Below are 23,270 nucleotides of genomic sequence, written 5' to 3'. Positions count from 1 at the left end.
GAGTAGACCATGACCATTACATTAAGGGCGCTGCTGGTAGTAGCAGCATTGATTACAGTGATCTGGATCCTGCGGCAGATCCGGAAGTTTAAGGTCAAAATGGAAGATGCCATTTTCTGGATCTTTTTTGCAGCGGTATTGCTTATCCTTGCCATTTTTCCGGAAATCTGCTTTGAATTGAGCAAGCATCTTGGCTTTATGTCACCCTCCAACCTGGTATTTGTGATCATCATCTTCCTTCTGGTAGAAAAGATCTTTACTTTATCACTTATCGTGTCCCAGCTGGAGGAGAAGATTTCTATCCTGTCCGCCGAAGTGGCGCTTCGCTCCAAGGCAGCCAACCGCCGCCTGAATGACGATGAGGAGATCACCCGTGAGCTGGAAGAACGTGAGGGAGAGATAGAGGGAGAATCAGGAAAGCAATCCTGAGAAAGAAAAGCAGAAATAATTATATGGAATCGAATCGCTGTGAGATGGCCTGCCAAGAACTATTTTATATGCCTTGTTTTGATAAGGAAATGGAAATTTATCAATTGTCACATTGATAGGAAAGGAGCATTCATGAAAATGGTAAAAGAGATAAATGATTTCAAGCGTTTTATTGAATTAAATAGAGACAGATTATATGCAAGTGCTGAGAAGGCAGATGATATAGCGTTAGATGATGAGTGGATGCAAGAAGATCAGTGGGATGAGATTTATAAACAAGGAGAGAAAAAAGATGGGAAAATATAATTTAGGTGAAGTATGGTGGACTCAGTTCCCATTTCAGGAGATAAAAGTATCAAAGCGCAGGCCAGCGATTGTCATTGATAAAAATACCATTGCTGTTCTTGCCATGATGGTTACGAGTAAAGCTAAGAAAAATCCGTACAGTATTAGAATTGATGATTGGCAAGAAGCTGGATTGACAAGAGAATCATGGGCAAGAATTGACAGGATCATTCAAATGGATGAATGGCGAATGGAAAAGAAAATCGGTGATTTGTCTGAAAGTGACCTATTGAAAATAACGCAGTTGGTTACAGAACATTTGTCAGAAAAATATCATGAATTTTCTCTATTGGCTATTACAAATCCGACGGGTAAGTATTTGCAGGTTTATGATGAGAGATGGAAATGTTGGTTATTTCCATATTACCGAACAGAAGATCCAAACAAGGAAAATATAGATAAGCATGCAAGTGATTTGGTTAAAATGCAAGTTACAACATCATACATTACCAGTGCTCCCCATTGTAAATATTCTGAAAGTGATCAAGTGTATAAGCAATATAAACATATACTGTACAGTCTTGCATTGAATGATGTACCAGAATGCATGAAAGGCGATATTTTTGAACTGGACGGTAAGAAATATGCTTGGAAATCTATTGAAGAATTAGAAGCAGATAGTAATGTGATGGATAAAAATGATGACATTGTTGCTTTTGTGAAGACAAAATGCAAATAGGTGGAGAAATCAAGACAAAAGGCAGGTTAGAGGCTTATGATCAGTCATACATTTGCAGTATGTGCATATGGGGAATCCCCATATCTTGAGAAAAGCATCCGGTCTGTAGTACAGCAGTCGGCAAAGTCCAGGGTGATCGTATGCACATCCACACCCAGCGACTACATCCGTGATCTGGCAGAGAAATATCACCTGCCATATTACGTGAGAGAAGGCACCAGCAGCCTGCAGGATGACTGGAATTATGCCTATGACCAGGCTGAGACAGAATACGTGACGATTACCCATCAGGATGATATTTATCATCGGGATTATCTGAAATATATGGATCAGTATCTGGGAAAGCATCCGGATACACTGATCGCCATGACGGATTACCGCATCATCAACCAACACCAGCAGGTTCGGTGGGATGTAAGTCTTTTGATCAAGCAGATCATGAAGCTGCCGCTCAGGCTTCCCTTTCTGGCAGACAAGCGCTGGGTCAAGCTGGGAGTGCAGTCACTGGGAAACGGGATCTGCTGTCCGTCTGTGTGCTATCATAAGGCTATACTTGGGAAAAGCATTTTCCAGTCTGGCTATCATTACGCACTGGACTGGGATGTGTTTGTCCAGATTGCCAGGAAAAAGGGAAGATTTACCTATATTCCTAAAGAATTGTTCTACTACAGGATACACGATGGCGCCACTACAAAGGCTTGTCTGAAGAATCAGGAGAAGACCAGGGAAGAACTGGAGATGTTCGGGAAGTTCTGGCCGGCATCGGTGGTGAAGCTTCTGATGCGGTTCTATAAGATCGGATATAAGAGTTATGAAAAGTAACGAATAATGTATGGAGTCTTGGTTCTTTGCAAGACTCTTTTTCTATGTTAGAATGGTCATATTTGAGATTCACAAGTATTATAACAAATGCTATGATATAAATACGTAATGCATTCACCTACATATTTGATTTTGCAAGGAAATATGCAGCACAGCCATATATAAGGAGAAAATCATGCCTGAAGTGTCCATTATCATTCCTGTTTATAACAATGAACAATACATAGAAAAATGTATTCAATCCGTCTTGAATCAAACTTTTGAAAATTTTGAAGTCATTGTGATTAATGATGGCAGTACAGACAAAAGTGGAGAAATCCTGGAAAAGCTGAATAGAGAAGACTCACGGATTTTTTTAATAGAACAGAAAAACCAGGGAGTTGCTGTTGCAAGAAACCGGGGAATGAACAAAGCAACAGGAAAATACATTACATTTGTTGACGGGGATGATTATCTGAAAAACAACTATATTGAAAAAATATATAATCTTGCAGAAAAAGAAAAGCTGGACATGGTAATCTGTGGACTGACTTATGTGGACGAAGGTGGAAAAGAATTGGAAAGGATCGTTCCAGGTGTGTATAAACGCATGGAGAATGAAGAATGGACTTTCAGAATTTCAGCTGTATGTTCTCATCTGTACCGGAGAGAATTGTGGAAAAAATATGATGTCCATTTCCAAAGTGGGGAACGTGGTGAGGATATGCCGATTTCTCTGTTTTTCAGTGCAGTATGTCCGAGAATTAATACGATACCGGAATGCGGGTATTACTACGTACAGCATGAATCTTCTGCAAGACATAATTTCAAAGGTCTGGAAAAGTATTCTTTACCCTATAAGGGGTTGGATGCTACGCTTACCAAGGTGTGGGAAGTGGGAATGGCGAACAGTCCGGAATTTTTTGAATTATTTGTATTGAGAATACTTGCTACCTGCTTATTCCAGCTGGCACTGGGAGCAAGCAAAGAAAAAACAAGAGAGTTATGTGATTATATAAATACCACAGTGGAGTCGTATTTTCCACATTATTGGAAGAACAGTAAAGCCAGACTGACCGCTGAAGTGGATATCCCATTTACCCAGAAAGCTGCAGTAAAGGCACTGATGATCTTGATAAAAACCAGGCTTCTTCCGCTATTTGGATGGCTGATAAGCAATAAGAGATAGATAATGGAAGTTGATTTGTAGTGATAAGGGTATTTATATGGAACAGTCACATTGATTTTATTTGCAGATAGGCTATAATCAATATGCTTTAAAAACGGATTTTTCAGGAAATGAGAAAGCATTTTTGCATGAGACAGGGGACGTAAATGGATTTTGTAAGTTTTGTAATTTTACATTATAAGGATTCAAGGGTGACAGATATCTGTGTACAATCGATTCTGGCAATGGAACAGCAGGAACGGATAAGAATTGTGATCGTGGATAATGATATTCATGATTCAGAAGCAGAAAGAAATGAACTTTTACTGAAATATAAGGAAAATCCTCGGATTAAAGTTTTACAGATAAAGGAAAATGGAGGATTTTCATATGCCAATAACCGGGGCTATCAGTATGCAAAAGAACAATTCGGCCCAGGCTATATCATTGTGCTAAATAATGATATTGAGTTTATACAAAAGAATTTTATCAGCATACTGGAAAGCAGTTATAGTAATCGTCCATGCCATGTTCTTGGACCTGATGTGATCCATCAGGGAACTGGTGAGCATCAGAACCCTATGGATACCAGGCTCCGCACAAAAAAAGAGGCTGCTTATACTGTAAAGATGAATCAGTTGGCACTTCGATTTTACCCAGTCCTGTATCCAGTTGTTCACCACATGCTTAAAAAAGCAGAAAAATCAAAAATAGCCAATAGAGAAAAACAGACCACTCTCAGTCGTCAGATCCAGACAGACATTATTCCATTTGGCGCCTGTTTGATTTTTACTCCTTTATTTGTGGAAAAGGAAGATAAGGCTTTTGACCCGGAAACCCAGTTTTTTTACGAGGAATATATACTGGCACTGCGCTGCAAGCGAAAAGCCTATAAAATCGTATATGATCCAGCTATGACAGTAAAACATGAAAGTGGTGCTGCAACGAAAAAAAGCTATCACAAACAGAAGAAGAGAATCCGTTTTATGTTGGAGAAAACTGCCGCCGCCTGTGAGGTTTATTTGGGCATGTTGGAGAAATGATGTGTAAGGATGAGTAAATACTAGCGCTTTTATTGCTTTTTGATAGTGGACATGTTAAAATAAAATAGATTGTGTGTATTTTTAAAACATGAAACAGGTGATAAAATGAAAAAAATATTATGGATATCGCCGTATGCTCCATATGATAAAGCTGATCATGCGGGTGGGAAGGTTCATAATTTTTATGTTAAATATTTTCATCAAAGCGGGAAATTTGATATTACACTACTTTCATTGTGTTTAAAAAAAGAAGAAAGATTATTAGATTTAGAACAGTATGGAATAAAGAATCATGTTTTTGTGATGGACAAATCAAAAGGAAAACAGTTTGAAAGAAGAGCAAGAAGTGCATGGTCTTACGTGAATCCATTTGATAAATATGCTGGTATATGCCTGGATTATGAAAGAAGCCATATCGAAAAAATGGTTATGGAGTATATTAAAAGTGGAGAGAAGCCAGATATTGTTATCCTGCAATGGACTTTTTCCCTGGCTTTTCTTACAATGCTGCGAAAACAATTTCCTGATTGTAAAAGTATATCAATTGAAGAAGATGTTACTTTTTTGGGATATATGAGAAAATGGAGAAAAGCAGAATCACCATACCAGAAGTTTTTCTGGAAAACCAGGTATGAGAGAATTAGGAATCTGGAAACAAACTGGTTAAAACAGGTAGATTTGATTGTTACAAACAATCCGAAAGATACAGCATTGCTAGTTCAGAATGGTTTGCCTGAGAAGCAAATATTTACATCAATGCCTTACTTTGACGATTATAGCGAAGTGCAAAGAAAGATTGAAGGGCGAGATATTCTTTTCTTTGGTGCCATGAGCCGAGAGGAGAACTACTTAAGTGCTATTTGGTTTGTGGACAATGTTATGCCGAAGCTTCAGGAGTTAAATGTAAGATTTTTGATTGCCGGCAGCAATCCACCGGAAATTTTAAAGAAAAAAGAATCAAAAGCTGTTAAAATTCTTGGATATACAAGCGATATGGCAAAATATTTTAGCAGCTGCATCTGTCTGGTAGCACCGCTAAAGCTTGGTGCAGGAATAAAAGTAAAGATTCTTGAGGCTATGTCAGCTGGAATTCCTGTACTGACAAATGAAATTGGGATTGAAGGAATTGAGGCTGTGAATGAAAAAGAGTATATATTATGCTCCAGTCCAGATGAGTATGCTGATAGTATAAGAAGGCTGTTAAGTGACCGACATTTGGGAGAAGAACTATCTTTAAATAGCAAGAGATTTATAAAGAAAAAATATCATATGGCATCTCGCTTAGATGATTTGATTAATATAATAGAAAATGATTTGTGTGTTAAGGAGAATTACAGTCGATGATAGAAAGAATAAGAACGATCTATGATTATCGTGATATGATATATAGTCTTGTTAGGAGGGAGTTACGTGGGAGATATCAGAAATCTGTATTGGGTATGTTGTGGACGTTTTTAAATCCATTTTTCCAAATTGTGATTTATACAATTGTGTTTACTTTGATTTTTCCAAGTAACATTGAAAATTATTATATTTATCTAATGACAGGTATTATCCCTTGGAACTTCTTTACAGAAGCATTGGGACAGGGAGCGGGCTGTATTGTCTGCAATTCTGATATGACAAAGAAAATCTATTTTCCACGGGAAGTTTTAACAATTGCTTCTGTCACAGCTAAATTTGTAAATATGCTATTAGCATCTGTGGTTGTGTTTGGCTTTTTAGTATTCTCGCATGTGGGGATTTCATGGCACCTGTTATTAGTGCCAGCCGTAATGTTGGCAGAGTATTTGCTTGCACTGGGACTGACGTTGTTTTTTTCAGCTGTAACGGTTTACCTTAGAGACATGGAATATATTGTAGGTGTACTTTTGCAAGCCTGGATTTGGGCAACGCCGATCATGTATGCAATTGACGCAATTCCTGCATTTGTAGGACACATTTTACTGTTAAATCCTATGACTTTGGTAATAACTTCTTATCACAATTTATTATATTATCATCAGCTTCCGACTGCCTTAACATGGATCGGAATGTATACTTTTGGAATTATAATTTTGCTGATTGGTGAAGTTGTTTTTACTCACCTTGAAGGAAATTTTGCGGAGGAATTGTAATGAAATCAGACAATGCCATTGAAGTACGAAATGTACAAAAACATTTTAAAGTATATAAAGATAAAGGGCATATGCTTCGTGAAAGGCTGATACACCTTAATAGAAATAAATATGAGATGCGTGAGGTCCTGAGGGGGATCAGCTTTGATGTGAAGAAAGGCGAATCTGTTGGACTGATAGGTAAAAACGGTTGTGGAAAAAGCACGACCTTAAAGCTGCTCACTAAGATTCTGCGTCCTAATGGAGGAACTATAGATATTCAGGGACGTGTATGCAGCCTTATTGAATTGGGGGCTGGATTTCACCCAGACATGAGTGGAAGAGAGAATATTTATATTAATGCTTCTATTTTTGGAATTAAAGCAAAAGAAGTGGATCAAAGATTGAATGATATAATTCGTTTCTCTGAGTTAGAGGAATTTATTGATAATCCAGTCAGAACTTATTCATCCGGTATGTATATGCGTCTGGCTTTTTCTGTTGCCATTAATGTAGATGCAGATATTTTGCTGATTGATGAGATCCTGGCTGTTGGGGATAATGCTTTTCAGACAAAATGCTTTAATAAACTGAAAAGTTTGAAGGATCAAGGAACAACAATCGTTATTGTGTCTCATGCTTTAGGACAGGTGGAAAGACTATGTGACCGTGCTATCTGGATTGATGAGGGACGTATTCGTGATGATGGACCAGCCAGAAAAGTTTGCAAGGAATATTTGGAAAAGATGGAAGAATCCAGGTTGGAACGTGCAGAACTTGAATATAGGATGGAGCTTGAGGAACAGAAGAAACGAGAGTTAGAAGAAGAGAAGCGTAAGAAAGAGACGGAACAGCAACAAAAAGAACAGAAGATATTACAGGAAAGAAAACAAAAGGAAGAAGAAAAACAGAAACAATTATTAGAAGAAAAGAAACGTGAAGAGAAAAAAAGAAAGGCCAGTTGCCATGATATAGCAACCCAGTGTGGACCAGATGCTAGAAGAGAAGGAAACTGGAAAGTAAAGTTCACAGAGGTTAAGCTACTGGATGCAAAAGGAAATGAACGCCTGGAATTTAACCCGGGAGAGAAAATTGTTATTAAAATGAAATATAGTGCGGAACAGATTGGAATTAAACTTAATTTCATTATTGGAATAACAAGAAATGATTGGCTATATTGCTATGGAGCAACAAGTAAAGATTCAACAGGAAGTTACTATTTATCTGGGAAAAATGGAGATGTAGAGTTCACTATTGATTCTTTGAATTTGCTTGGTGGAATATATTTTCTGGATGTAAGAATTCGTAGTGAAGTTGATGAAGTATTTGATAATATATACAGTTTAATACAATTTAAAGTGAATAAAGAAGAGCAAAGAGAATATGGCTTGGTAACGATGAAACATTCTTGGATTAATAAAAATGGAGAAAAAGTATGATTGTAAAAAATCAGAATGATAAAATTGTATATTCCGATGGTGAAACTACAGAAAATAAAATGTTGGATATCGCTCAACGATATCCGGAAGATACAGTTCAGGATTACATTGGAAAGTGTAGTGAATATACTGTGAATAATACGTTTTCCTCAGTTCGATGGAACATTTTGAACTGGTATCCCTTTAAGAAAGATGCAGATGTCCTGGAAGTCGGAGCAGGTATGGGGGCATTGACTGGTTTATTGTGTGAGAAAGCTAAGAGTGTTGTTTCTGTAGAAATGAGTGAAGCACGTGCTTCTGTTATTAAAGCACGTTATTCAGAGAGAAAGAATCTTAAGATTGTTACTGAGGATATTTTAAAATGGGAAAGTCCTCAAAAATTTGATTATGTTGTATTTATTGGTGTGCTTGAATATGCAGATGTGTTTTTAGAATCATCAAATCCATATAATGATTTCATTGAGAAGGCAAAAAGCTTTTTGAAACCTGATGGGGTTCTATTGTTTGCAATTGAGAATAAAACTGGATTAAAATATTGGGTGGGTGGCTCTGAGGATCATTTACAAGAACCATATGTGGGATTGGAAGGATATGAGCAGAAACATACTCCAAGGACTTTTTCCAAGAGTGAATTAGAACAATTGTTGAATAATGTAGGTTTTAAGAATAAGCGATTTTATTATGTTCTGCCCGATTATAAATTTCCTGAAATTATCGCAACAGATGAGTACAAACCAGATTATCTTAACTTGCAAAAAGTCTCGTTTACTTATTCAAAAAATAGTTTGCTAACTATGAATGAAAAATATTTATACAAAGATATTCTGGAAAATAATGTGCTGGATTTTTTTGCTAATTCATATTTGGTAGAGTGTAGTTTACAGCAAAAAAAGGAAAGAAAAGTGATTTATGTTTCTAGTAAAGGAGAAGTGAAAAAAATATATAGAGTCAGTACTGTTTTGTACAATGATGGATCTATTTATAAAATACCAATGCATGAACAAGCAGTACAACATATTGATAATATTTACTATAATACAGAATTCTTAAAGCAAAGGGGCATTGATATTTTAGGGTATGTACGTGAAGGGAACACCTTAAAATGTGATGCATATCACGGCGTGAGTGCACAAGATTATTTTGGAAAATTATTGAGAAATAATGATCGTTCTGGATTATTCTCTTTCTTGGAAGAATTTAGAACTGAGCTTGTGAAGTCAAGTGACATGGTTTTTGACAAAAGTATTGTAGATGAATTGAACATCGATGTTTCAGAATATCAAATGGGACCAATACTTGAAAAAGGTTTTGTTGATCTGACATTTTATAATAGCTTTTATGAAAATGGTAAGTTTATTTTTTATGATCAAGAATGGTGTTTTGACAATGTTCCGCTTAATTTTATTTTGTATTATGCTGTGAATTCTGCATATTCACGTCTCCAGGAAAAAACAGATATTAGTTTACAGGAAATTTGGAATTATTTGAATATTGGAAAAGAAACTTCGGTTTTTAATGCTCTTGAAAGCCATATATGGTCTAAAGTTCTGTATAGACAGACTGATTTTTATGGGGATGGAGGATATTGCAATCGCTTTAATGATGAATGGACAGTTAAAAATAAAATAGCATGTTTACAGAGTGCAAAAGAAAAAACGGAACGTGAACTTGAAACAACAGAGCATATATTAAAAATGGAAAATCAGAAACTTTTAAGTGAAATAACTGATTTGCAAGATGAACTGAATAAAAGCGAGCATGAGTTAAATCAATTTAAAGAGATGGAGATTGAACTTAGGCAGGAGATTCTTAATAAAAAAGGACACATTGAGATGCTCCTTCCAGCTGAAAGAGAACGAGATGCAATCGTACATTCAAAGATGTACAAAATCATGCGCTTCATCTGCCATACTTATGATTGTATTATGATATTCCCAAGATTCATCGGAAGAAATCTTTATGCTTTTGGTCGCATGATGACACATGTGAATATGCAAGAATTAAAAATTGCGTATGGTTATGTAAAGAATGAAGGGATTAAGGGCGCTTATGAACACTTAATGCGCGATTATCACCAGGGAGAACTGAAACAGATAAAAGTTGATGTAGATGAAAAAATATATGATGAAATCACAGATATTCACGAATGTGAAGTATTGAAACTTCCACAGTATGATCATCCAACAGTATCTATTGTCATCCCAGCATACAACCAGTTTACTTATACATATTATTGTATAAAATCAATTTTAGAAAACAGTGAAAACGTATCTTATGAGGTTATTTTAGCAGACGATTGCTCGAATGACTTGACAACAAAGATAGCTTCTGTTGTTGAGAATCTTATAATTGCCAGAACTCCAAGTAATATGTTGTTCCTTCGCAATTGCAATAATGCTGCCCAAAAAGCCAAGGGGAAATATGTTTTATTCTTAAATAATGATACCCAGGTACAGGATAATTGGTTAAAGCCGCTTGTTGATCTTTGCGAAAAAGATCAAACGATCGGAATGGCAGGCTCCAAACTTGTATATGCTGACGGAACGCTCCAGGAAGCCGGTGGGATTATCTGGCGTGATGGAAGTGGGTGGAATTACGGCAGAAACGATGATGCCACGAAACCAGAATATAACTATGTCAGAGATGTGGATTACATTTCTGGTGCTTCAATCCTGATAAGAAGAAGTCTGTGGGAAGAATTAGGGGGCTTTGATGAGTATTTTGCACCTGCGTATTGTGAGGATTCGGATCTTGCATTTAGAGTCAGAAAAGCCGGATATCGGGTAGTATATCAGCCATTATCCGTGGTAGTTCATTTTGAGGGGAAATCAAATGGAACGGATTTGAATACGGGGATTAAACAATATCAGGTGGAAAACAGCATTAAAATGAAGAAGCGCTGGAAAGATGAACTGGACAAACAATATGAATGTGGTCAATTTGTATTTAAAGCCAGAGAAAGAAGTCAAAATAAAAAGACCATTCTGGTGGTTGACCATTATGTGCCACAGTTTGACAAAGATGCCGGATCTAAAACAACTATCCAGTACTTAAGAATGTTTGTTGAAAAAGGATATATGGTAAAATTTATTGGTGACAACTTCTACCAGCAAGAACCTTATACAACTATTCTTCAGCAAATGGGAATCGAAGTACTTTATGGTCCGTGGTATGCACAACATTGGCAGGAATGGCTTTTGGAGAACAAGAAGTGCATTGATTTTGCTTATTTAAACAGACCACATATTACAATCAAATATATTGATTTCATCAGAGAAAATACGGATATTAAGTGTATATACTATGGACATGATCTGCATTTTTTAAGACTTCAGCGGGAATATGAACTGACTGGTGACATTGAGAAAAAGAATGAATCTGATGAATGGCTGGAAAAGGAATTGTATATTATGCGCAAAGCTGATATCAGTTATTATCCTTCTTATGTTGAGGAAGAAGCAATTCATAAAATTGATGCAACCATTCCTGTGAAAGCCATCACAGCATATGTATATGAGCAATTTAGAAATAACATTCCAATGGACTTTGCGAAAAGAGAGGGAATTGTATTTGTAGGCGGGTTTGGACATCCACCAAATGCAGATGCTGTACTTTGGTTTGCAAAAGAAATATATCCGCTTATTCGCCAGAAGATTCAGATGCCATTTTACATTGTAGGCTCCTCTGTAACACCAGAGATTGAAAAACTAGAGGGAAATGGCATAATTGTAAAAGGGTTTGTATCTGAAGAAGAACTGGCCAGATTGTATGATACATGTCGGTTGGTAGTTGTTCCGCTTCGATATGGAGCAGGGGTAAAGGGCAAAGTTGTAGAAGCTTTATACTATGGTACTCCTATGGTAACTACTTCTGTTGGTATTGAGGGTATTCCAGATCCTGAAAGAGTTGTTAAGGTGGCTGATGATGCGGAAGATTTTGCAAATGCAGTTATCCGGTTATATCAGGATGAGACTGTCCTTGCACAGACCGTTAAGGACTACCAGAAGCTTGTAAAGCAGAATTTTAGTCTTGAAGCAGTTTGGAACATAGTAAAAGAGGATTTTGAATAAAGGAGCATAAAAATGCAGGCAGTACTTCTTGCAGGAGGTCTTGGAACGAGACTGAAAAGTGTGGTTAATGACAGACCCAAGCCTATGGCAGACGTATGTGGGAAACCTTTCATGGAATATTTGATTTTGGAGTTAAAGAAACATGGAATAACCGATATTGTTCTGGCTGTTGGCTACAAAGGTGAAATGGTGGAGGAGTATTTTGGAAACGGCGAGCAATTGGACGTGCATATTGAATATTCCTACGAAAAAGAGCAGTTAGGGACTGCGGGCGCAATAAAAAATGCTGGTCAGTATATTAAAGAATCAGAGTTTTTTGTTTTGAATGCAGATACATTTTATCAGGCTGCTTACAGTGACGCAATTGATCTGTATAAAAGTGAAAATATGGACATGGCACTGGTTTTGAGAAAGGTTCCGGATGTATCCAGATACGGCAGTGTAAAACTGGATAACCATATGATTATTGGTTTTAATGAAAAGGTCAGTGATCATATTTCCGGGGTTATAAATGGAGGAATTTATTTAATGCGGAAAACTGTGTTGGATTTAATTCCTGAAGGAAAAAAATGTTCGCTGGAGAATGAAATTATTCCTCAAATGTTGGCTGAAAAGAAAAAACTTGGTGCAGTTGTAAATGAAGGATATTTTATTGACATTGGTGTGCCGGACGATTATTTTAAGTTTATTAAAGATGTAGAACAAAAAAACATAGAATTTTAACGGAGAGTAAACAATGATTATAAGAGGAAGAGCACCACTCAGAGTTAGTTTTGGCGGTGGCGGTACAGATGTGGAACCATATTGTGTGGAACATGGTGGAGCCATAATAGGCAGTACGATTAACAAATATGCATATTGTTCAATCTTGCCCAAAGAAAATGATCAGATCACAGTTCATTCCCTGGATTTTGATATGACTGTTAAATACAATGCGAAAGAAAATTATGTATATGATGGTAAACTTGATTTAGTAAAAGCTGCTTTAAATGCACTGGATATTAATCAGGGGTGCGAGGTTTACTTGCAGTGTGATGCGCCTCCAGGCTCTGGTCTTGGAACTTCCTCTACGGTCATGGTCTCTTTGCTGATGGCAATGGCAAAGTGGAAAGGCGTTACAATGGATGCTTATGAAATGGCAGATCTGGCATACCATGTGGAACGAGAAGTACTTGGGATTTCAGGCGGTTATCAGGATCAATATGCTGCTACCTTTGGTGGTTTTAATTTTATTGAATTTCATGGGAAAAATGATGTGGTAGTAAATCCACTTCGAATCAAAAAAGATATTATACATGAACTTCAATATAATCTGCTGCTTTGCTATACTGGGAACATTCATGTATCTGCCAATATTATTTCAGATCAGGTGAATAATTATAAGAAAAAAGAGACAGATGCAGTGGCTGCCATGACAGAGGTAAAGGCGTTAGCTTATGCTATGAAAGATGAATTATTAAAAGGAAACCTTAACAGTTTTGGAAAATTACTGGACTATGGCTGGAATAGCAAGAAACGTATGAGCAATAAGATTACCAATCCCAAAATCGATGAATTATACGAGGAAGCGGTCAAAGCTGGTGCACTTGGAGGAAAGCTGCTTGGTGCTGGTGGTGGCGGTTATCTTTTAATGTATTGCCCGTATAATGTAAAGCATAAAGTTGCTGAAAGAATGGAAAAAGCAGGAGGTCAGTTGGCAGACTGGAATTTTGAACTTCGCGGAGCTCAGGCATGGACGATGGATAGTAATCGGTGGGATTACCAGGATATTAAAGTTCAGATTCCGGAAGGACGGTTTGATTTCAAATTATGAGTGGCAGAAAAACTGTGTTTCTGGACAGGGACGGAACTATTAATGTAGAGAAGAATTACTTATATCGTCCAGAAGAATTTGAATTTATTCCAAAAGTTCCGGAAGCTATTGCAAGATTGAATAATGCCGGATATCAGGTAATCGTGGTGTCCAATCAGGCTGGTGTTGCGAGAGGCTATTATTCAGAAGATGATGTAATAAAATTGCATCAATATGTTAATGAACAACTGAGTAAATATAAAGCACATATAGACGGATTTTATTATTGTCCACATCATCCGGATGCAGGCATAGGAAAATATAAAATGAAATGTCATTGTCGAAAACCGGAAACAGGACTGTTTGAAAAAGCCTGTGAGGACTTTGATGTTGATATCGAGGATTCATGGATGATTGGTGACAATATAGGAGACATTAAGGCTGGGAACAATTTCCATTTGAAAACGATTTTGGTAAGAACTGGATATGGAAGCCAATTGGAAAAGGAAGGATTCCATTTGTTTCAATATATAGCAGATGATCTATATGATGCAGTAAATAATATTGTATGTAAAGGACTGAGATAATTATGAGCAAAATTGAAGAAATTTTCAACAATTTAATTGAAAGATATCCAGTGTTGGAATCCAGTAAGGACGATATTTACCAGGCTTATAAAGTGCTGGAAGAGTGCTATCTAAATGGGAACAAACTGCTAGTGGCTGGAAACGGTGGAAGCGCAGCAGATGCGGAGCATATTGTTGGCGAGCTTATGAAAAGCTTTATTAAAAGACGGCCGTTGGAAGAAGATTTAAAAAACAAGATGATCCAGCTGGATCCGGAAATGGGAAGTGTATTGGCCGAGAAGCTTGAAGGTACTTTACCTGCTTTGTCCTTGAATATGAATATTGGCTTGAACACTGCATTTCTTAATGATGTAGATGGTCTTTTGATTCTGGCACAGGAGGTACAGGGATACGGAAACCCGGGAGATGTTTTTCTTGGAATTTCCACATCCGGAAATTCAGTAAACGTAAATTATGCAGCTATTGTTGCACGTGCAAAAGGGATGAAGACTATTGCACTGACAGGCAAAGACGGCGGAAAACTGAAAGATAAAGTGGATGTTGCTATTGTTGTGAATGAAATGGAGACATTTAAGATTCAGGAACTTCATTTACCGGTTTATCATGCATTGTGTTTGATGTTGGAAGAGAGATTTTTTTAAGGAGAGAGTTTTAGGATGGAGAAAAAGCGAATTGAATGGGTAGATATATATAAAGCACTGGGAATCATATTAGTTGTTGTAGGTCATGCAACAGGTGCATTTAATAATTATATTTACCAATTCCATATGGCCGCTTTTTTCTTCATTTCAGGCTATACGACCAATTTTGACAGAGACAGTGCGGTTCATTATGTATACAAAAAAATATACTCGTTGTATATCCCGCTTTTATTTTTGACTATAATGGGAGCTGCCTTGATGGCAATACTTAATGCAACGTCTGTTTATAGTGTTTTTTATGATGGTGGATATATAGGTTTTATAGATACAATAAAAAACTTTGTTTGTGAAGGAACGAACTATGTTTGGTGGCTTGGGGCTACATGGTTTATAGTGGTTCTGATGCAAGTTGAAATATGTCAACGAATTATTTACATGATTTGTGGTAATAAAAACGGAATTTTATATGCTGTATTTTCTCTTTCTTTATTTGTGTTTGGATATTTTTGTGTAGAAAATAGTCTGTTTAATGCTATTAATTTGGCATTCATAGGACAAGGCTTTTTTGCTACTGGTCAGATTATGAGATCAGGGAAAAAAATTGATGATATTTCAACTGGCAAATTGGTGGGAATAGGAGTGGCTGTTTGCGGATATTTATATTTTGCACAAAAATATTTTGACGCAACAGTGGATTATCCGAGCAAAAAATTTGGGAATATTGTTTTAAATTATTGTTCAGGAGTATTGGGAAGTTTATTGTTAATAGTGATTTCGTGTTGTTTGGTTAAACTTCTTAATGACAGAATGAAAAAACCGTTGATCGAAATTGGAAAAAGTACATTCGGAATTTTAGTATTTCACTTTATGGCGTTTAAAATATTATTCTTGATATTGGCTAAATTGGGAATAATTACAATGCAAGAAGTCCAGTTGACAACTCCAGCCGATTCAATAAAAAAATATTGGCTTTTTATTACTGTTTTTTCTGTGGCTTTTAGTATGGAATTATGGAAAATAGTAAATAAAAATAATTTTTTTTCTTTCTTGCTTGGAAAGAAAAATGGATGGGAAAAACTATGGAATAGAGTATTTAAGAGAGCAGAAAAATCTGTTGTAGAAATCGAAGAAAATAGTAACAAAACAATACAATATACTTTCAAGATGATGTGCATATTTTTTTTATGTGGAATATGGAGCTATATAGCGATTTCATATATTGGTTATTGGAAATCATTAGAGATAACATTCCCATATGCAGGTAATAAAAATGTGATTTTTGATGAAGGATGGCTACCACAAGGAGAGGAAACTTATCGCTGGATAGCAAAAGAGGGAAGTATTGAAGTAAAAAAAGGTAATTGGAATCAGATATACATGTCCGGTTATGTTCCTAAAGAATTTGATATGGTTACTGATATTAAAATAGAAATAAATGATGAGGAAGTGTTTGAAAAAGAATTAAAAGATGATAGAAATTGGTTGTATGAAGGAAACATATCATCTTCCCATGGATACAGAGTTGGAGAAATACTTAATATAAAAATAGTATTTAATGGTATTTACATGCCTGATGAAAATGAGGCGGATCAAAGAGAAAAAAGTAGTCTTGTGAATGAAATTATATTTAAATAGCAGGAGTTGCAATGACGCTGAAAAATAATTTGAACAAATTGTTGGAACAATACCATTTGTAGGTTTGTCTATATTTAAAATAAATTGCAGATTAGTAGAATTGAACTTTGAGAAAATCTTAATGGATTTGGCGTGGATTAAGTTTAACTTAATATGTTTTTTTATATTTTGCGAGTTTTGCCCAAAGTGAATTTTAAGATTATAATAGTATTTTATAAGAAAGCGTATAAGATGTATGACTGATTTTATATAGTATTAACAATATTTAAGGTTATTCTGCTAAATTAAATGGGTAAAATAAGGTTCGTTACGATAGATATTATTATAGTATGAAAGGAGAATAATATGGAAGAAAAGAAAAGAAATCAGTGCTTCATTTTTTTGATGGTAGTTGGTACCGTTTTACTTTTTTTCCCATTGCTTACATTAGGAATAATGCATAATGATGAGCTTCTTGCAAGATATTGGAGTATGCGAGGGGTAAAGGAATTTTTGACTCATTCATATACAGAACTTCTTCAGGGAAAAGGACGGGCTATGTCTTGCCTGGTAGTGCCTGTGACACAGATTCTGGGGTATATCGGAAAATCAAGATATTGCTTTCGAATCTTGCAGGTTCTTACAGTTATATCCAATATTGGATTATTTGCAAAACTGACAGAAGAGATTTTTCATAAAAAGACTCTGACAGGTATAGTGACAGTATTACTGGCATTGTTTATGCCACTTTCTTTCGAACCCACACTTCCGAATGCCTATGTGACTTTATATGGGATACCGCTTACATTATTATATGTATCTTTATTACTTTATATTTATTATCTCCGTACAGAAAAGAAAAAATATATGATTATAGCTATGATCCTGTTTTGGATCGTGTGCTGTAGTTATGAGGCTTTTATTACATACACACCGGTATTTCTTCTTTTGGGAATTACCGAAAGGCATATGTACAGCTGGAAAAAAATAAAAGAGAATATAAAGCCGTGTCTGGTGCCGATTATTGTGGGATGTGTTTTTCTGGCATGTTATGTAGTCACCGGAAAGATCTTTCCTTCTCAATATGATGGTACACAGATAGGATTTAATCTGAAGGCTTCTCTCGTGATCATCAAGAATCTGCTGCGCAGCGCTGTACCAGGGGGGTTGTTCCTTTCAGATAAATATTTATATCTGTTTAACTATTATAAACACTGGTTGTCTACAGAAGGTGTTATAAGAGTGATTGCAATCTTGATGATTGCTGGATATGCATTATGGAAAATCTTCAGAAAAGAAGTTGAAAAAGAGAAAAAGGAATTAGGGAAAAGCTTGCTGATTCTTGTAATGTTGCTCGGTTGTGCCGTTTTGCCTTTTTTACCTATTTCAGTATCTAAGATGTATCAGGGAAATGTAGGGGAGCAGGGATTTATTTCACTTCCGGTTTCTTATTTCTCTTATTTTGTTATGACCTTGGCGTTTTCTTATATTGTTTGGGGACTTACACGGTTTATTCGTTTCAAAAAGGTGATTAGTGTTGTGATGCTGGTAGGCATTCTTAGTCTTGGCTGCGCAATCCAGCTTGAAAATGATATTTTTTCAAGAGAAATGGATTATGATTTTACCAGACTTGAAAATATTGAAGCCCTTTTCAGAACAGATACGATAAATGAATACAATGGAAAAGAGATTTGCTCAAAAGAAATATATCAGGCGTATAATACCCTTGCAGTTCATGATTCTTACTGGACTGATTATGCACAGCTGCAGGGGAAAAATATTTCAGTGCTTCGGGCTGATCATGCCGGTCCTCTTCAATTGTATGCGACTTCAGCTGAACTATTTACGGTTGTAGACAAGGAAAATGGGAATTATGTTGCATTTTCACGTACACAGATCAGTGATACATGTGCAATGAAAGTGGGCTGGAAGCAATACATTTATTTAGATCCTGTAGAGAGCCCACAGAAGGATGGAGATTATTACATTTATCGAGGCATATACGATAAAAAAGATATACACAAAAGTGAAGTATAATGGATAAATGAAACAAAGGAGGATCCAATATGAGTGAAAATGGTGTTAAAATGCTGGAGTTTCCGCAAAAAGGAGACGAGAGGGGACATCTTGTAATTGTTGAAGGGCATAAAGATATACCTTTCGATATTAAACGTATTTTTTATATCTATGGTTCAGATACAGATGTAGTCAGAGGACAGCATGCTAATTTAAAAAGTCAATTTGTACTGATTAATGTTGCAGGGAAAAGTAAAGTGAAGGTTAAGGACGGACTTGGGAATGAAGCTGTTTTCAGCTTGAACCGCCCGCATACAGGAATTTATCTTCCACAGATGGTATGGAAAGATATGTATGATTTTTCAGAAGATTCTGTTCTTCTGGTACTTGCAAGTGAGCATTACGATCCGGATGAATATATCCGTGATTATGATGAGTTTGTCAAAATCGTGAAACGTACAGAAGGTAATGGTGGAGAAAAAGCATGAAGGTTTCGATAGTAATACCGGTTTATTATAATGAGGATAATCTGATACCTCTTTATAAGGATATAAAAGAAAAGTTTATTGATGCCATTGATTATGAATATGAGATCGTTATGGTGAATGACGGTTCCAAAGACAATAGCTATGGAGTGATGCAGAAGCTGGCTGATCAGGACCCAAATATAAAGATTGTAAGCCTTTCTCGTAATTTCGGCTCTCATGCGGCGATTTTGTGCGGGCTTGAGAAAAGTACCGGAGATTGTGCAGTTGTAAAGGCAGCAGATCTTCAGGAGCCTACAGAACTGATCCTGAAAATGGTGGAAAGCTGGAAGAAGGGCAATAACGTAGTCCTGGCTGTACGAAAAGACAGGAATGAAAGCTTTGGAACTAAGCTTTTTGCCAATACATATTATTGGATGGTACGAAAGGCAGCTCTGTCCAACATGCCAAAAGGCGGCTTTGATGTGTATCTGCTGGATCGGAAGGTGATACAGGTGCTTCTGGCTCTGGATGAGAGAAACAGCGCTCTTACCGGGCAGATCCTGTGGAGTGGGTTTAAAACAGAAGAAATTCCGTATGTACGTCTGGAAAGAGAGATTGGAACAAGCAAATGGACATTTAAGAAAAAGGTGCGTCTGGTGGCAGATACCTTATTCAGCTTCTCCACTCTGCCGATTACGCTAGTTACAGGTATTGGAACGGTATCTTTTATAGGTGCTGTGGTCTGGGGGATTCTCGTATTGATCTGTAAGCTGATGGGATTGATACAGGTTAGTGGTTGGACTACACTGTTTATTTTTAATCTTCTCAGCTTTGGAATTATTATGGTCACATTGGGGATTCTGGGTGGATATTTGTGGAGGACTTTTGATGCTTCCAGGAACAGACCCACTTATATTGTGGAAGAAGAAAATAAGGTTGTGGATAAAGATGGGAGGAATGAACAATAATGAAGATCATGCCCAATAGAATGGATCGTGGATTTGAAATGTATCAGCAGGAATTTGAGGATAAAGCTCTACAGGTGTTAAGATCCGGCTGGTATGTACTTGGAAATGAAGTGAAATCTTTTGAAAATGAATTTGCTCAATATGAAGGGGCAAAACATTGTGTAGGTCTGGCAAGTGGACTGGATGCTTTGTGGATCGCATTCCGTGTTCTGGGAATAGGAAAAGGGGATGAAGTGATCGTGCAGGGGAATACCTATATTGCCAGTGTTATGGGCATCACCATTAACGGTGCAACCCCCATATTTGTTGAGCCGGATGAATACAACAATATTGATGCGTCCAAAATAGAAGAGAAGATTACAGATAGGACAAAAGCCATTCTGGTTGTTCATTTATACGGACAGGCATCCAATATGAAACCAGTTGTGGAGCTTGCAAAGAAGTATGATCTGCGGCTGGTAGAAGACTGTGCACAGTCTCATGGCGCCTGCTTTGACGGGAAAATGACAGGAACCTTTGGGGATATTGGTTGTTTTTCTTTTTATCCGTCCAAGAATCTAGGAGCATTTGGAGATGCAGGAGCCATTGTAACAAATGATGATAAGATTGCGCAGGATGTAAGGATCTTCCGTAATTATGGAAGTGAAAAGCGTTACCATAACAAGGTGGTAGGTGCCAATTCCAGATTAGATGAGCTTCAGGCCGGACTTCTCAGGGTAAGACTTGGCCACCTGGAAGAATTGACGAAAGAAAAGACCAGCCTTTGTGAAAGGTATCTGAAAGAAATTACGAATCCTTTGATCCATCTTCCCAAGATTCGTGAAGGTGCAACTACTGTATGGCATCAGTTTGTGATTCATTGTGAGAGAAGAGACGAATTGATCCAATATCTGAATGAAAGAGAGATCGGGACAATTATCCACTATCCGATTCCTCCGCATTTATCAGAGGCGTATCAGTATCTGGGAATGAAAGAAGGGGCTTTGCCTATTACAGAACAGTATGCAAAAGAAGTGCTGTCTATTCCGCTTTATAATGGAATGACAGAAGAAGAGCAGGATTTTGTAATCAAATGTTTGAATGAATTTGGAAAGGGTGAAGGACTGTGAATCATCAGTATCATGCTTCTTATGAAAACATTATGCTCCGTCCTTTGGAGCGGAAAGATATCGAGAATCTGCGGGTGTGGCGCAATGACGCCACACAGACCCGCTTCCTTAGAAAGATTGATCATATTACGCCAGAAATGCAGGAAAAGTGGTATGAATCTTATTTAAAAGATAATGATACCATTGCATTTGCTATTGAAGAGACAGAACATCTACACCGTATGGTGGGAAGTCTGTCTTTATATGATTTTCGGGAAGAACAGGCTGAGATCGGACGGCTACAGGTGGGAGATATGGAAGCCAGAGGTCATGGCATCGGTGGCAAAAGCTTTGTATTGGCCATGATGGTAGCATTTAGAAAAATGGGATTAAAGAAGATCATTGCATCTGTTCATCAGGAGAATCAGGCTGCATATAAAAGCTATCTGAAGATTGGCTTCCAGGTATGTGGGAGTCACCCGGCATCGGTAGGTGGAATCGAAGATGAAATCTGGATCGATGAAAAAAGACTGACAGAGGTTAATGGATATACAGAAGAAATAAAGATGTAAGGGAATGTGCAGTAGAAGCATTCAGTTAGATACAAGAGAGTGAAGGAAAAAGAGAGTTTGGTTATGGAGAAAATCGCAGGCAGTGTATGGAAATTTATTGAGAAAGCAGCAGGGTTTGTTGTGTTTAAGATACTCCACCTTCATATAAGTGAAGAAAAATGGCAGGGATTTCTGCAATTTATTAAATTTGGAATTGTGGGACTCAGCAATACGTTTGTATCTTATGTGATATATGTGATTTCGCTGCTTCTTTTCCAAAAAAACGGATGGTTTGTGAAGACAGACTATTTGATCGCACAGGTCATTGCATTTGTGCTTAGTGTGCTTTGGTCGTTTTACTGGAATCGTAAATATGTGTTTAACAGCGAGGATGGCGAGGCAGTGTCCTGGTATAAGGCACTGATAAAGACATATATTTCATATGCATTTACCGGACTGTTCCTGAATACGGTTTTGTCTGTTTTATGGGTTCAGATCCTGGGAATTTCAAAGATGATCGCTCCAATCGTCAATTTGCTGATCAGTGTACCGTTGAATTTTATTATGAATAAATTCTGGGCATTCAAAAAGTAAGAATAGTAGGATAAATGGGAAATGAGGAAAAGAGATATGGAAAAAAATAAGGGGATAGCTTTTAAAGGAAAGGCATGGAACTATGCGGGAATCTTTTTACTGTTCCTGGCAGTTAGTTTTTTGCTGAACTGGTCTCTGCTGATAGGGGAAAACCTGATGAAATATGATATTTGGGATGCAGAATATCCTTCTCAGGTGTTAATGTCAGAGGCAATAGCTAACCATACGTTGCCGTTATGGAATCCCCTAATGCGTTATGGGACTCCGGCTTATGCTGTATTGGGAACACCGGTATGGTATTTTATTACCCTCATTTTGGCATGGTTTGGTTATACGCCAACAACAGTAGCTTTTTCATATGCAATCCATATCGCTATTGGCGGTTTTGGAATGTTTCTTCTTGCAGGGCAGGAATTAAGTGAAAATGGTCAGAAATCGTCAGGAAAGCAGTGGGCAGGATTCCTGGTCGGGCTGTTGTATTGCTGCAGCGGTGTGTTTATAGGAAATGCCCAGCATATTATGATTATTATTTCTGCTGCATGGATCCCATATGTATTTCTGTTTGTACGTTCTTATCTTGAAAAAAAGCAGGTCGTATTTGCTCTGGCAGCTGGTTTTTGTGCTGCCCAACTTCTTATGGGCGGATATCCGGAGATGTTTATGGATCTGTTTTTGTTTCTGGTTCCTTATACATTGTATTTTTCGTATTCTAAAGATCAGACAGTAATTAAAAACCTATTTACAGCATTTAAAAAGTTTATATTGGTATGTATATTTACTGTTTTGGCATGCAAATTACGCTCAAACGGAATGCCAGTTCCGCTACTGCGGAACGGCTATTCCATTTTTAACGGTACGAAGTACCGCTAGATGATATCATTC

At 37.1% G+C, this 23,270-nt stretch carries 22 protein-coding genes; all 22 read left to right on the top strand.

Features of this window, described 5'->3' with window-relative positions:
• Positions 1-9 precede the first annotated feature (9 nt).
• The 22 genes from OCV61_RS04175 to OCV61_RS04070 all read left to right on the top strand — a co-directional run bounded on the left by OCV61_RS04175 (position 10) and on the right by OCV61_RS04070 (position 23,258).
• On the top strand, positions 10-429 hold the full coding sequence (locus tag OCV61_RS04175) for a DUF2304 domain-containing protein (protein WP_158420802.1): 420 nt from the start codon (positions 10-12) through the stop codon (positions 427-429).
• A gap of 132 nt (positions 430-561) precedes the next feature.
• Positions 562-735 (top strand): hypothetical protein, encoded by a 174-nt coding sequence (locus tag OCV61_RS04170; RefSeq protein WP_173727103.1) that lies wholly within the window; start codon positions 562-564, stop codon positions 733-735.
• Positions 722-1,453, top strand: a complete 732-nt coding sequence (locus OCV61_RS04165) for a type II toxin-antitoxin system PemK/MazF family toxin (RefSeq protein ID WP_173727102.1) — start codon at positions 722-724, stop codon at positions 1,451-1,453. Before OCV61_RS04170 ends, OCV61_RS04165 begins: the two co-directional genes overlap by 14 nt.
• A 36-nt stretch (positions 1,454-1,489) precedes the next feature.
• Complete coding sequence (locus OCV61_RS04160; RefSeq protein ID WP_158420800.1) at positions 1,490-2,275, top strand: glycosyltransferase family 2 protein; 786 nt, start codon at positions 1,490-1,492, stop codon at positions 2,273-2,275.
• A 175-nt stretch (positions 2,276-2,450) separates the two neighbouring features.
• A complete protein-coding gene (locus OCV61_RS04155) occupies positions 2,451-3,443 on the top strand; it encodes a glycosyltransferase family 2 protein (protein ID WP_158420799.1) in 993 nt (330 codons plus the stop codon).
• 146 nt (positions 3,444-3,589) lie between these two features.
• The gene (locus OCV61_RS04150) at positions 3,590-4,465 is read left to right on the top strand and encodes a glycosyltransferase family 2 protein (protein ID WP_158420798.1); all 876 of its coding nucleotides are present in this window, start codon (positions 3,590-3,592) and stop codon (positions 4,463-4,465) included.
• 105 nt (positions 4,466-4,570) lie between these two features.
• Entirely contained in the window at positions 4,571-5,809 is a 1,239-nt protein-coding gene (locus OCV61_RS04145; RefSeq protein ID WP_158420797.1) for a glycosyltransferase, read from the top strand.
• Positions 5,806-6,582: an ABC transporter permease gene (locus OCV61_RS04140; protein ID WP_158420796.1), complete on the top strand. Its 777-nt coding sequence runs from the start codon at positions 5,806-5,808 to the stop codon at positions 6,580-6,582. Before OCV61_RS04145 ends, OCV61_RS04140 begins: the two co-directional genes overlap by 4 nt.
• A complete protein-coding gene (locus tag OCV61_RS04135) occupies positions 6,582-8,000 on the top strand; it encodes an ABC transporter ATP-binding protein (RefSeq protein ID WP_158420795.1) in 1,419 nt (472 codons plus the stop codon). Before OCV61_RS04140 ends, OCV61_RS04135 begins: the two co-directional genes overlap by 1 nt.
• Positions 7,997-12,070 (top strand): glycosyltransferase, encoded by a 4,074-nt coding sequence (locus tag OCV61_RS04130; protein WP_158420794.1) that lies wholly within the window; start codon positions 7,997-7,999, stop codon positions 12,068-12,070. The genes OCV61_RS04135 and OCV61_RS04130 overlap by 4 nt, the downstream gene beginning before the upstream one ends.
• Before the next feature lie 12 nt (positions 12,071-12,082).
• A complete protein-coding gene (locus OCV61_RS04125) occupies positions 12,083-12,793 on the top strand; it encodes a nucleotidyltransferase family protein (RefSeq protein WP_158420793.1) in 711 nt (236 codons plus the stop codon).
• A 13-nt stretch (positions 12,794-12,806) separates the two neighbouring features.
• Positions 12,807-13,883: a GHMP family kinase ATP-binding protein gene (locus OCV61_RS04120; RefSeq protein ID WP_158420792.1), complete on the top strand. Its 1,077-nt coding sequence runs from the start codon at positions 12,807-12,809 to the stop codon at positions 13,881-13,883.
• Entirely contained in the window at positions 13,880-14,449 is a 570-nt protein-coding gene (gene gmhB / locus OCV61_RS04115; protein WP_158420791.1) for a D-glycero-beta-D-manno-heptose 1,7-bisphosphate 7-phosphatase, read from the top strand. The genes OCV61_RS04120 and gmhB overlap by 4 nt, the downstream gene beginning before the upstream one ends.
• A 2-nt stretch (positions 14,450-14,451) precedes the next feature.
• Positions 14,452-15,090: a D-sedoheptulose-7-phosphate isomerase gene (locus tag OCV61_RS04110; protein WP_158420790.1), complete on the top strand. Its 639-nt coding sequence runs from the start codon at positions 14,452-14,454 to the stop codon at positions 15,088-15,090.
• 15 nt (positions 15,091-15,105) lie between these two features.
• On the top strand, positions 15,106-16,725 hold the full coding sequence (locus tag OCV61_RS04105; protein WP_158420789.1) for an acyltransferase family protein: 1,620 nt from the start codon (positions 15,106-15,108) through the stop codon (positions 16,723-16,725).
• Between the two features lie 345 nt (positions 16,726-17,070).
• Positions 17,071-18,741, top strand: coding sequence for a hypothetical protein (locus tag OCV61_RS04100; protein WP_158420788.1), 1,671 nt, complete (start codon positions 17,071-17,073; stop codon positions 18,739-18,741).
• Between the two features lie 29 nt (positions 18,742-18,770).
• A complete protein-coding gene (locus OCV61_RS04095; protein ID WP_158420787.1) occupies positions 18,771-19,208 on the top strand; it encodes a sugar 3,4-ketoisomerase in 438 nt (145 codons plus the stop codon).
• The gene (locus OCV61_RS04090) at positions 19,205-20,155 is read left to right on the top strand and encodes a glycosyltransferase family 2 protein (RefSeq protein WP_158420786.1); all 951 of its coding nucleotides are present in this window, start codon (positions 19,205-19,207) and stop codon (positions 20,153-20,155) included. The genes OCV61_RS04095 and OCV61_RS04090 overlap by 4 nt, the downstream gene beginning before the upstream one ends.
• Complete coding sequence (locus tag OCV61_RS04085) at positions 20,155-21,264, top strand: DegT/DnrJ/EryC1/StrS family aminotransferase (protein ID WP_158420785.1); 1,110 nt, start codon at positions 20,155-20,157, stop codon at positions 21,262-21,264. The genes OCV61_RS04090 and OCV61_RS04085 overlap by 1 nt, the downstream gene beginning before the upstream one ends.
• Positions 21,261-21,815 (top strand): GNAT family N-acetyltransferase, encoded by a 555-nt coding sequence (locus OCV61_RS04080; RefSeq protein WP_158420784.1) that lies wholly within the window; start codon positions 21,261-21,263, stop codon positions 21,813-21,815. The genes OCV61_RS04085 and OCV61_RS04080 overlap by 4 nt, the downstream gene beginning before the upstream one ends.
• Before the next feature lie 63 nt (positions 21,816-21,878).
• Positions 21,879-22,388, top strand: coding sequence for a GtrA family protein (locus tag OCV61_RS04075; protein WP_158420783.1), 510 nt, complete (start codon positions 21,879-21,881; stop codon positions 22,386-22,388).
• Positions 22,389-22,424: 36 nt separating this feature from the next.
• Positions 22,425-23,258 carry a hypothetical protein gene (locus OCV61_RS04070; RefSeq protein ID WP_158420782.1) on the top strand — a complete coding sequence of 278 codons (834 nt, stop codon included), beginning with the start codon at positions 22,425-22,427 and terminating at the stop codon, positions 23,256-23,258.
• The last annotated feature ends 12 nt before the right edge of the window (positions 23,259-23,270 follow it).

This window comes from Blautia ammoniilytica (genome assembly GCF_025566965.1).
Lineage (GTDB): Bacteria > Bacillota > Clostridia > Lachnospirales > Lachnospiraceae > Blautia_A > Blautia_A ammoniilytica.
Note: the sequence above shows the minus strand (reverse complement) of the source record. Positions and strands in the feature narration are given on the sequence as shown.

Excerpts from the sequence above, each read along its gene's own strand:
- OCV61_RS04130 (WP_158420794.1), top strand. The coding sequence starts at position 7,997 with ATGATTGTAAAAAATCAGAATGATAAAATTGTATATTCCGATGGTGAA.
- OCV61_RS04110 (WP_158420790.1), top strand. The coding sequence starts at position 14,452 with ATGAGCAAAATTGAAGAAATTTTCAACAATTTAATTGAAAGATATCCA.
- OCV61_RS04170 (WP_173727103.1), top strand. The coding sequence starts at position 562 with ATGAAAATGGTAAAAGAGATAAATGATTTCAAGCGTTTTATTGAATTA.
- OCV61_RS04120 (WP_158420792.1), top strand. The coding sequence starts at position 12,807 with ATGATTATAAGAGGAAGAGCACCACTCAGAGTTAGTTTTGGCGGTGGC.
- OCV61_RS04160 (WP_158420800.1), top strand. The coding sequence starts at position 1,490 with ATGATCAGTCATACATTTGCAGTATGTGCATATGGGGAATCCCCATAT.
- OCV61_RS04140 (WP_158420796.1), top strand. The coding sequence starts at position 5,806 with ATGATAGAAAGAATAAGAACGATCTATGATTATCGTGATATGATATAT.
- OCV61_RS04175 (WP_158420802.1), top strand. The coding sequence starts at position 10 with ATGACCATTACATTAAGGGCGCTGCTGGTAGTAGCAGCATTGATTACA.
- OCV61_RS04125 (WP_158420793.1), top strand. The coding sequence starts at position 12,083 with ATGCAGGCAGTACTTCTTGCAGGAGGTCTTGGAACGAGACTGAAAAGT.
- OCV61_RS04135 (WP_158420795.1), top strand. The coding sequence starts at position 6,582 with ATGAAATCAGACAATGCCATTGAAGTACGAAATGTACAAAAACATTTT.
- OCV61_RS04105 (WP_158420789.1), top strand. The coding sequence starts at position 15,106 with ATGGAGAAAAAGCGAATTGAATGGGTAGATATATATAAAGCACTGGGA.
- OCV61_RS04100 (WP_158420788.1), top strand. The coding sequence starts at position 17,071 with ATGGAAGAAAAGAAAAGAAATCAGTGCTTCATTTTTTTGATGGTAGTT.
- OCV61_RS04070 (WP_158420782.1), top strand. The coding sequence starts at position 22,425 with ATGGAAAAAAATAAGGGGATAGCTTTTAAAGGAAAGGCATGGAACTAT.
- OCV61_RS04075 (WP_158420783.1), top strand. The coding sequence starts at position 21,879 with ATGGAGAAAATCGCAGGCAGTGTATGGAAATTTATTGAGAAAGCAGCA.
- OCV61_RS04145 (WP_158420797.1), top strand. The coding sequence starts at position 4,571 with ATGAAAAAAATATTATGGATATCGCCGTATGCTCCATATGATAAAGCT.
- OCV61_RS04150 (WP_158420798.1), top strand. The coding sequence starts at position 3,590 with ATGGATTTTGTAAGTTTTGTAATTTTACATTATAAGGATTCAAGGGTG.
- OCV61_RS04165 (WP_173727102.1), top strand. The coding sequence starts at position 722 with ATGGGAAAATATAATTTAGGTGAAGTATGGTGGACTCAGTTCCCATTT.
- gmhB (WP_158420791.1), top strand. The coding sequence starts at position 13,880 with ATGAGTGGCAGAAAAACTGTGTTTCTGGACAGGGACGGAACTATTAAT.
- OCV61_RS04095 (WP_158420787.1), top strand. The coding sequence starts at position 18,771 with ATGAGTGAAAATGGTGTTAAAATGCTGGAGTTTCCGCAAAAAGGAGAC.
- OCV61_RS04090 (WP_158420786.1), top strand. The coding sequence starts at position 19,205 with ATGAAGGTTTCGATAGTAATACCGGTTTATTATAATGAGGATAATCTG.
- OCV61_RS04085 (WP_158420785.1), top strand. The coding sequence starts at position 20,155 with ATGAAGATCATGCCCAATAGAATGGATCGTGGATTTGAAATGTATCAG.
- OCV61_RS04155 (WP_158420799.1), top strand. The coding sequence starts at position 2,451 with ATGCCTGAAGTGTCCATTATCATTCCTGTTTATAACAATGAACAATAC.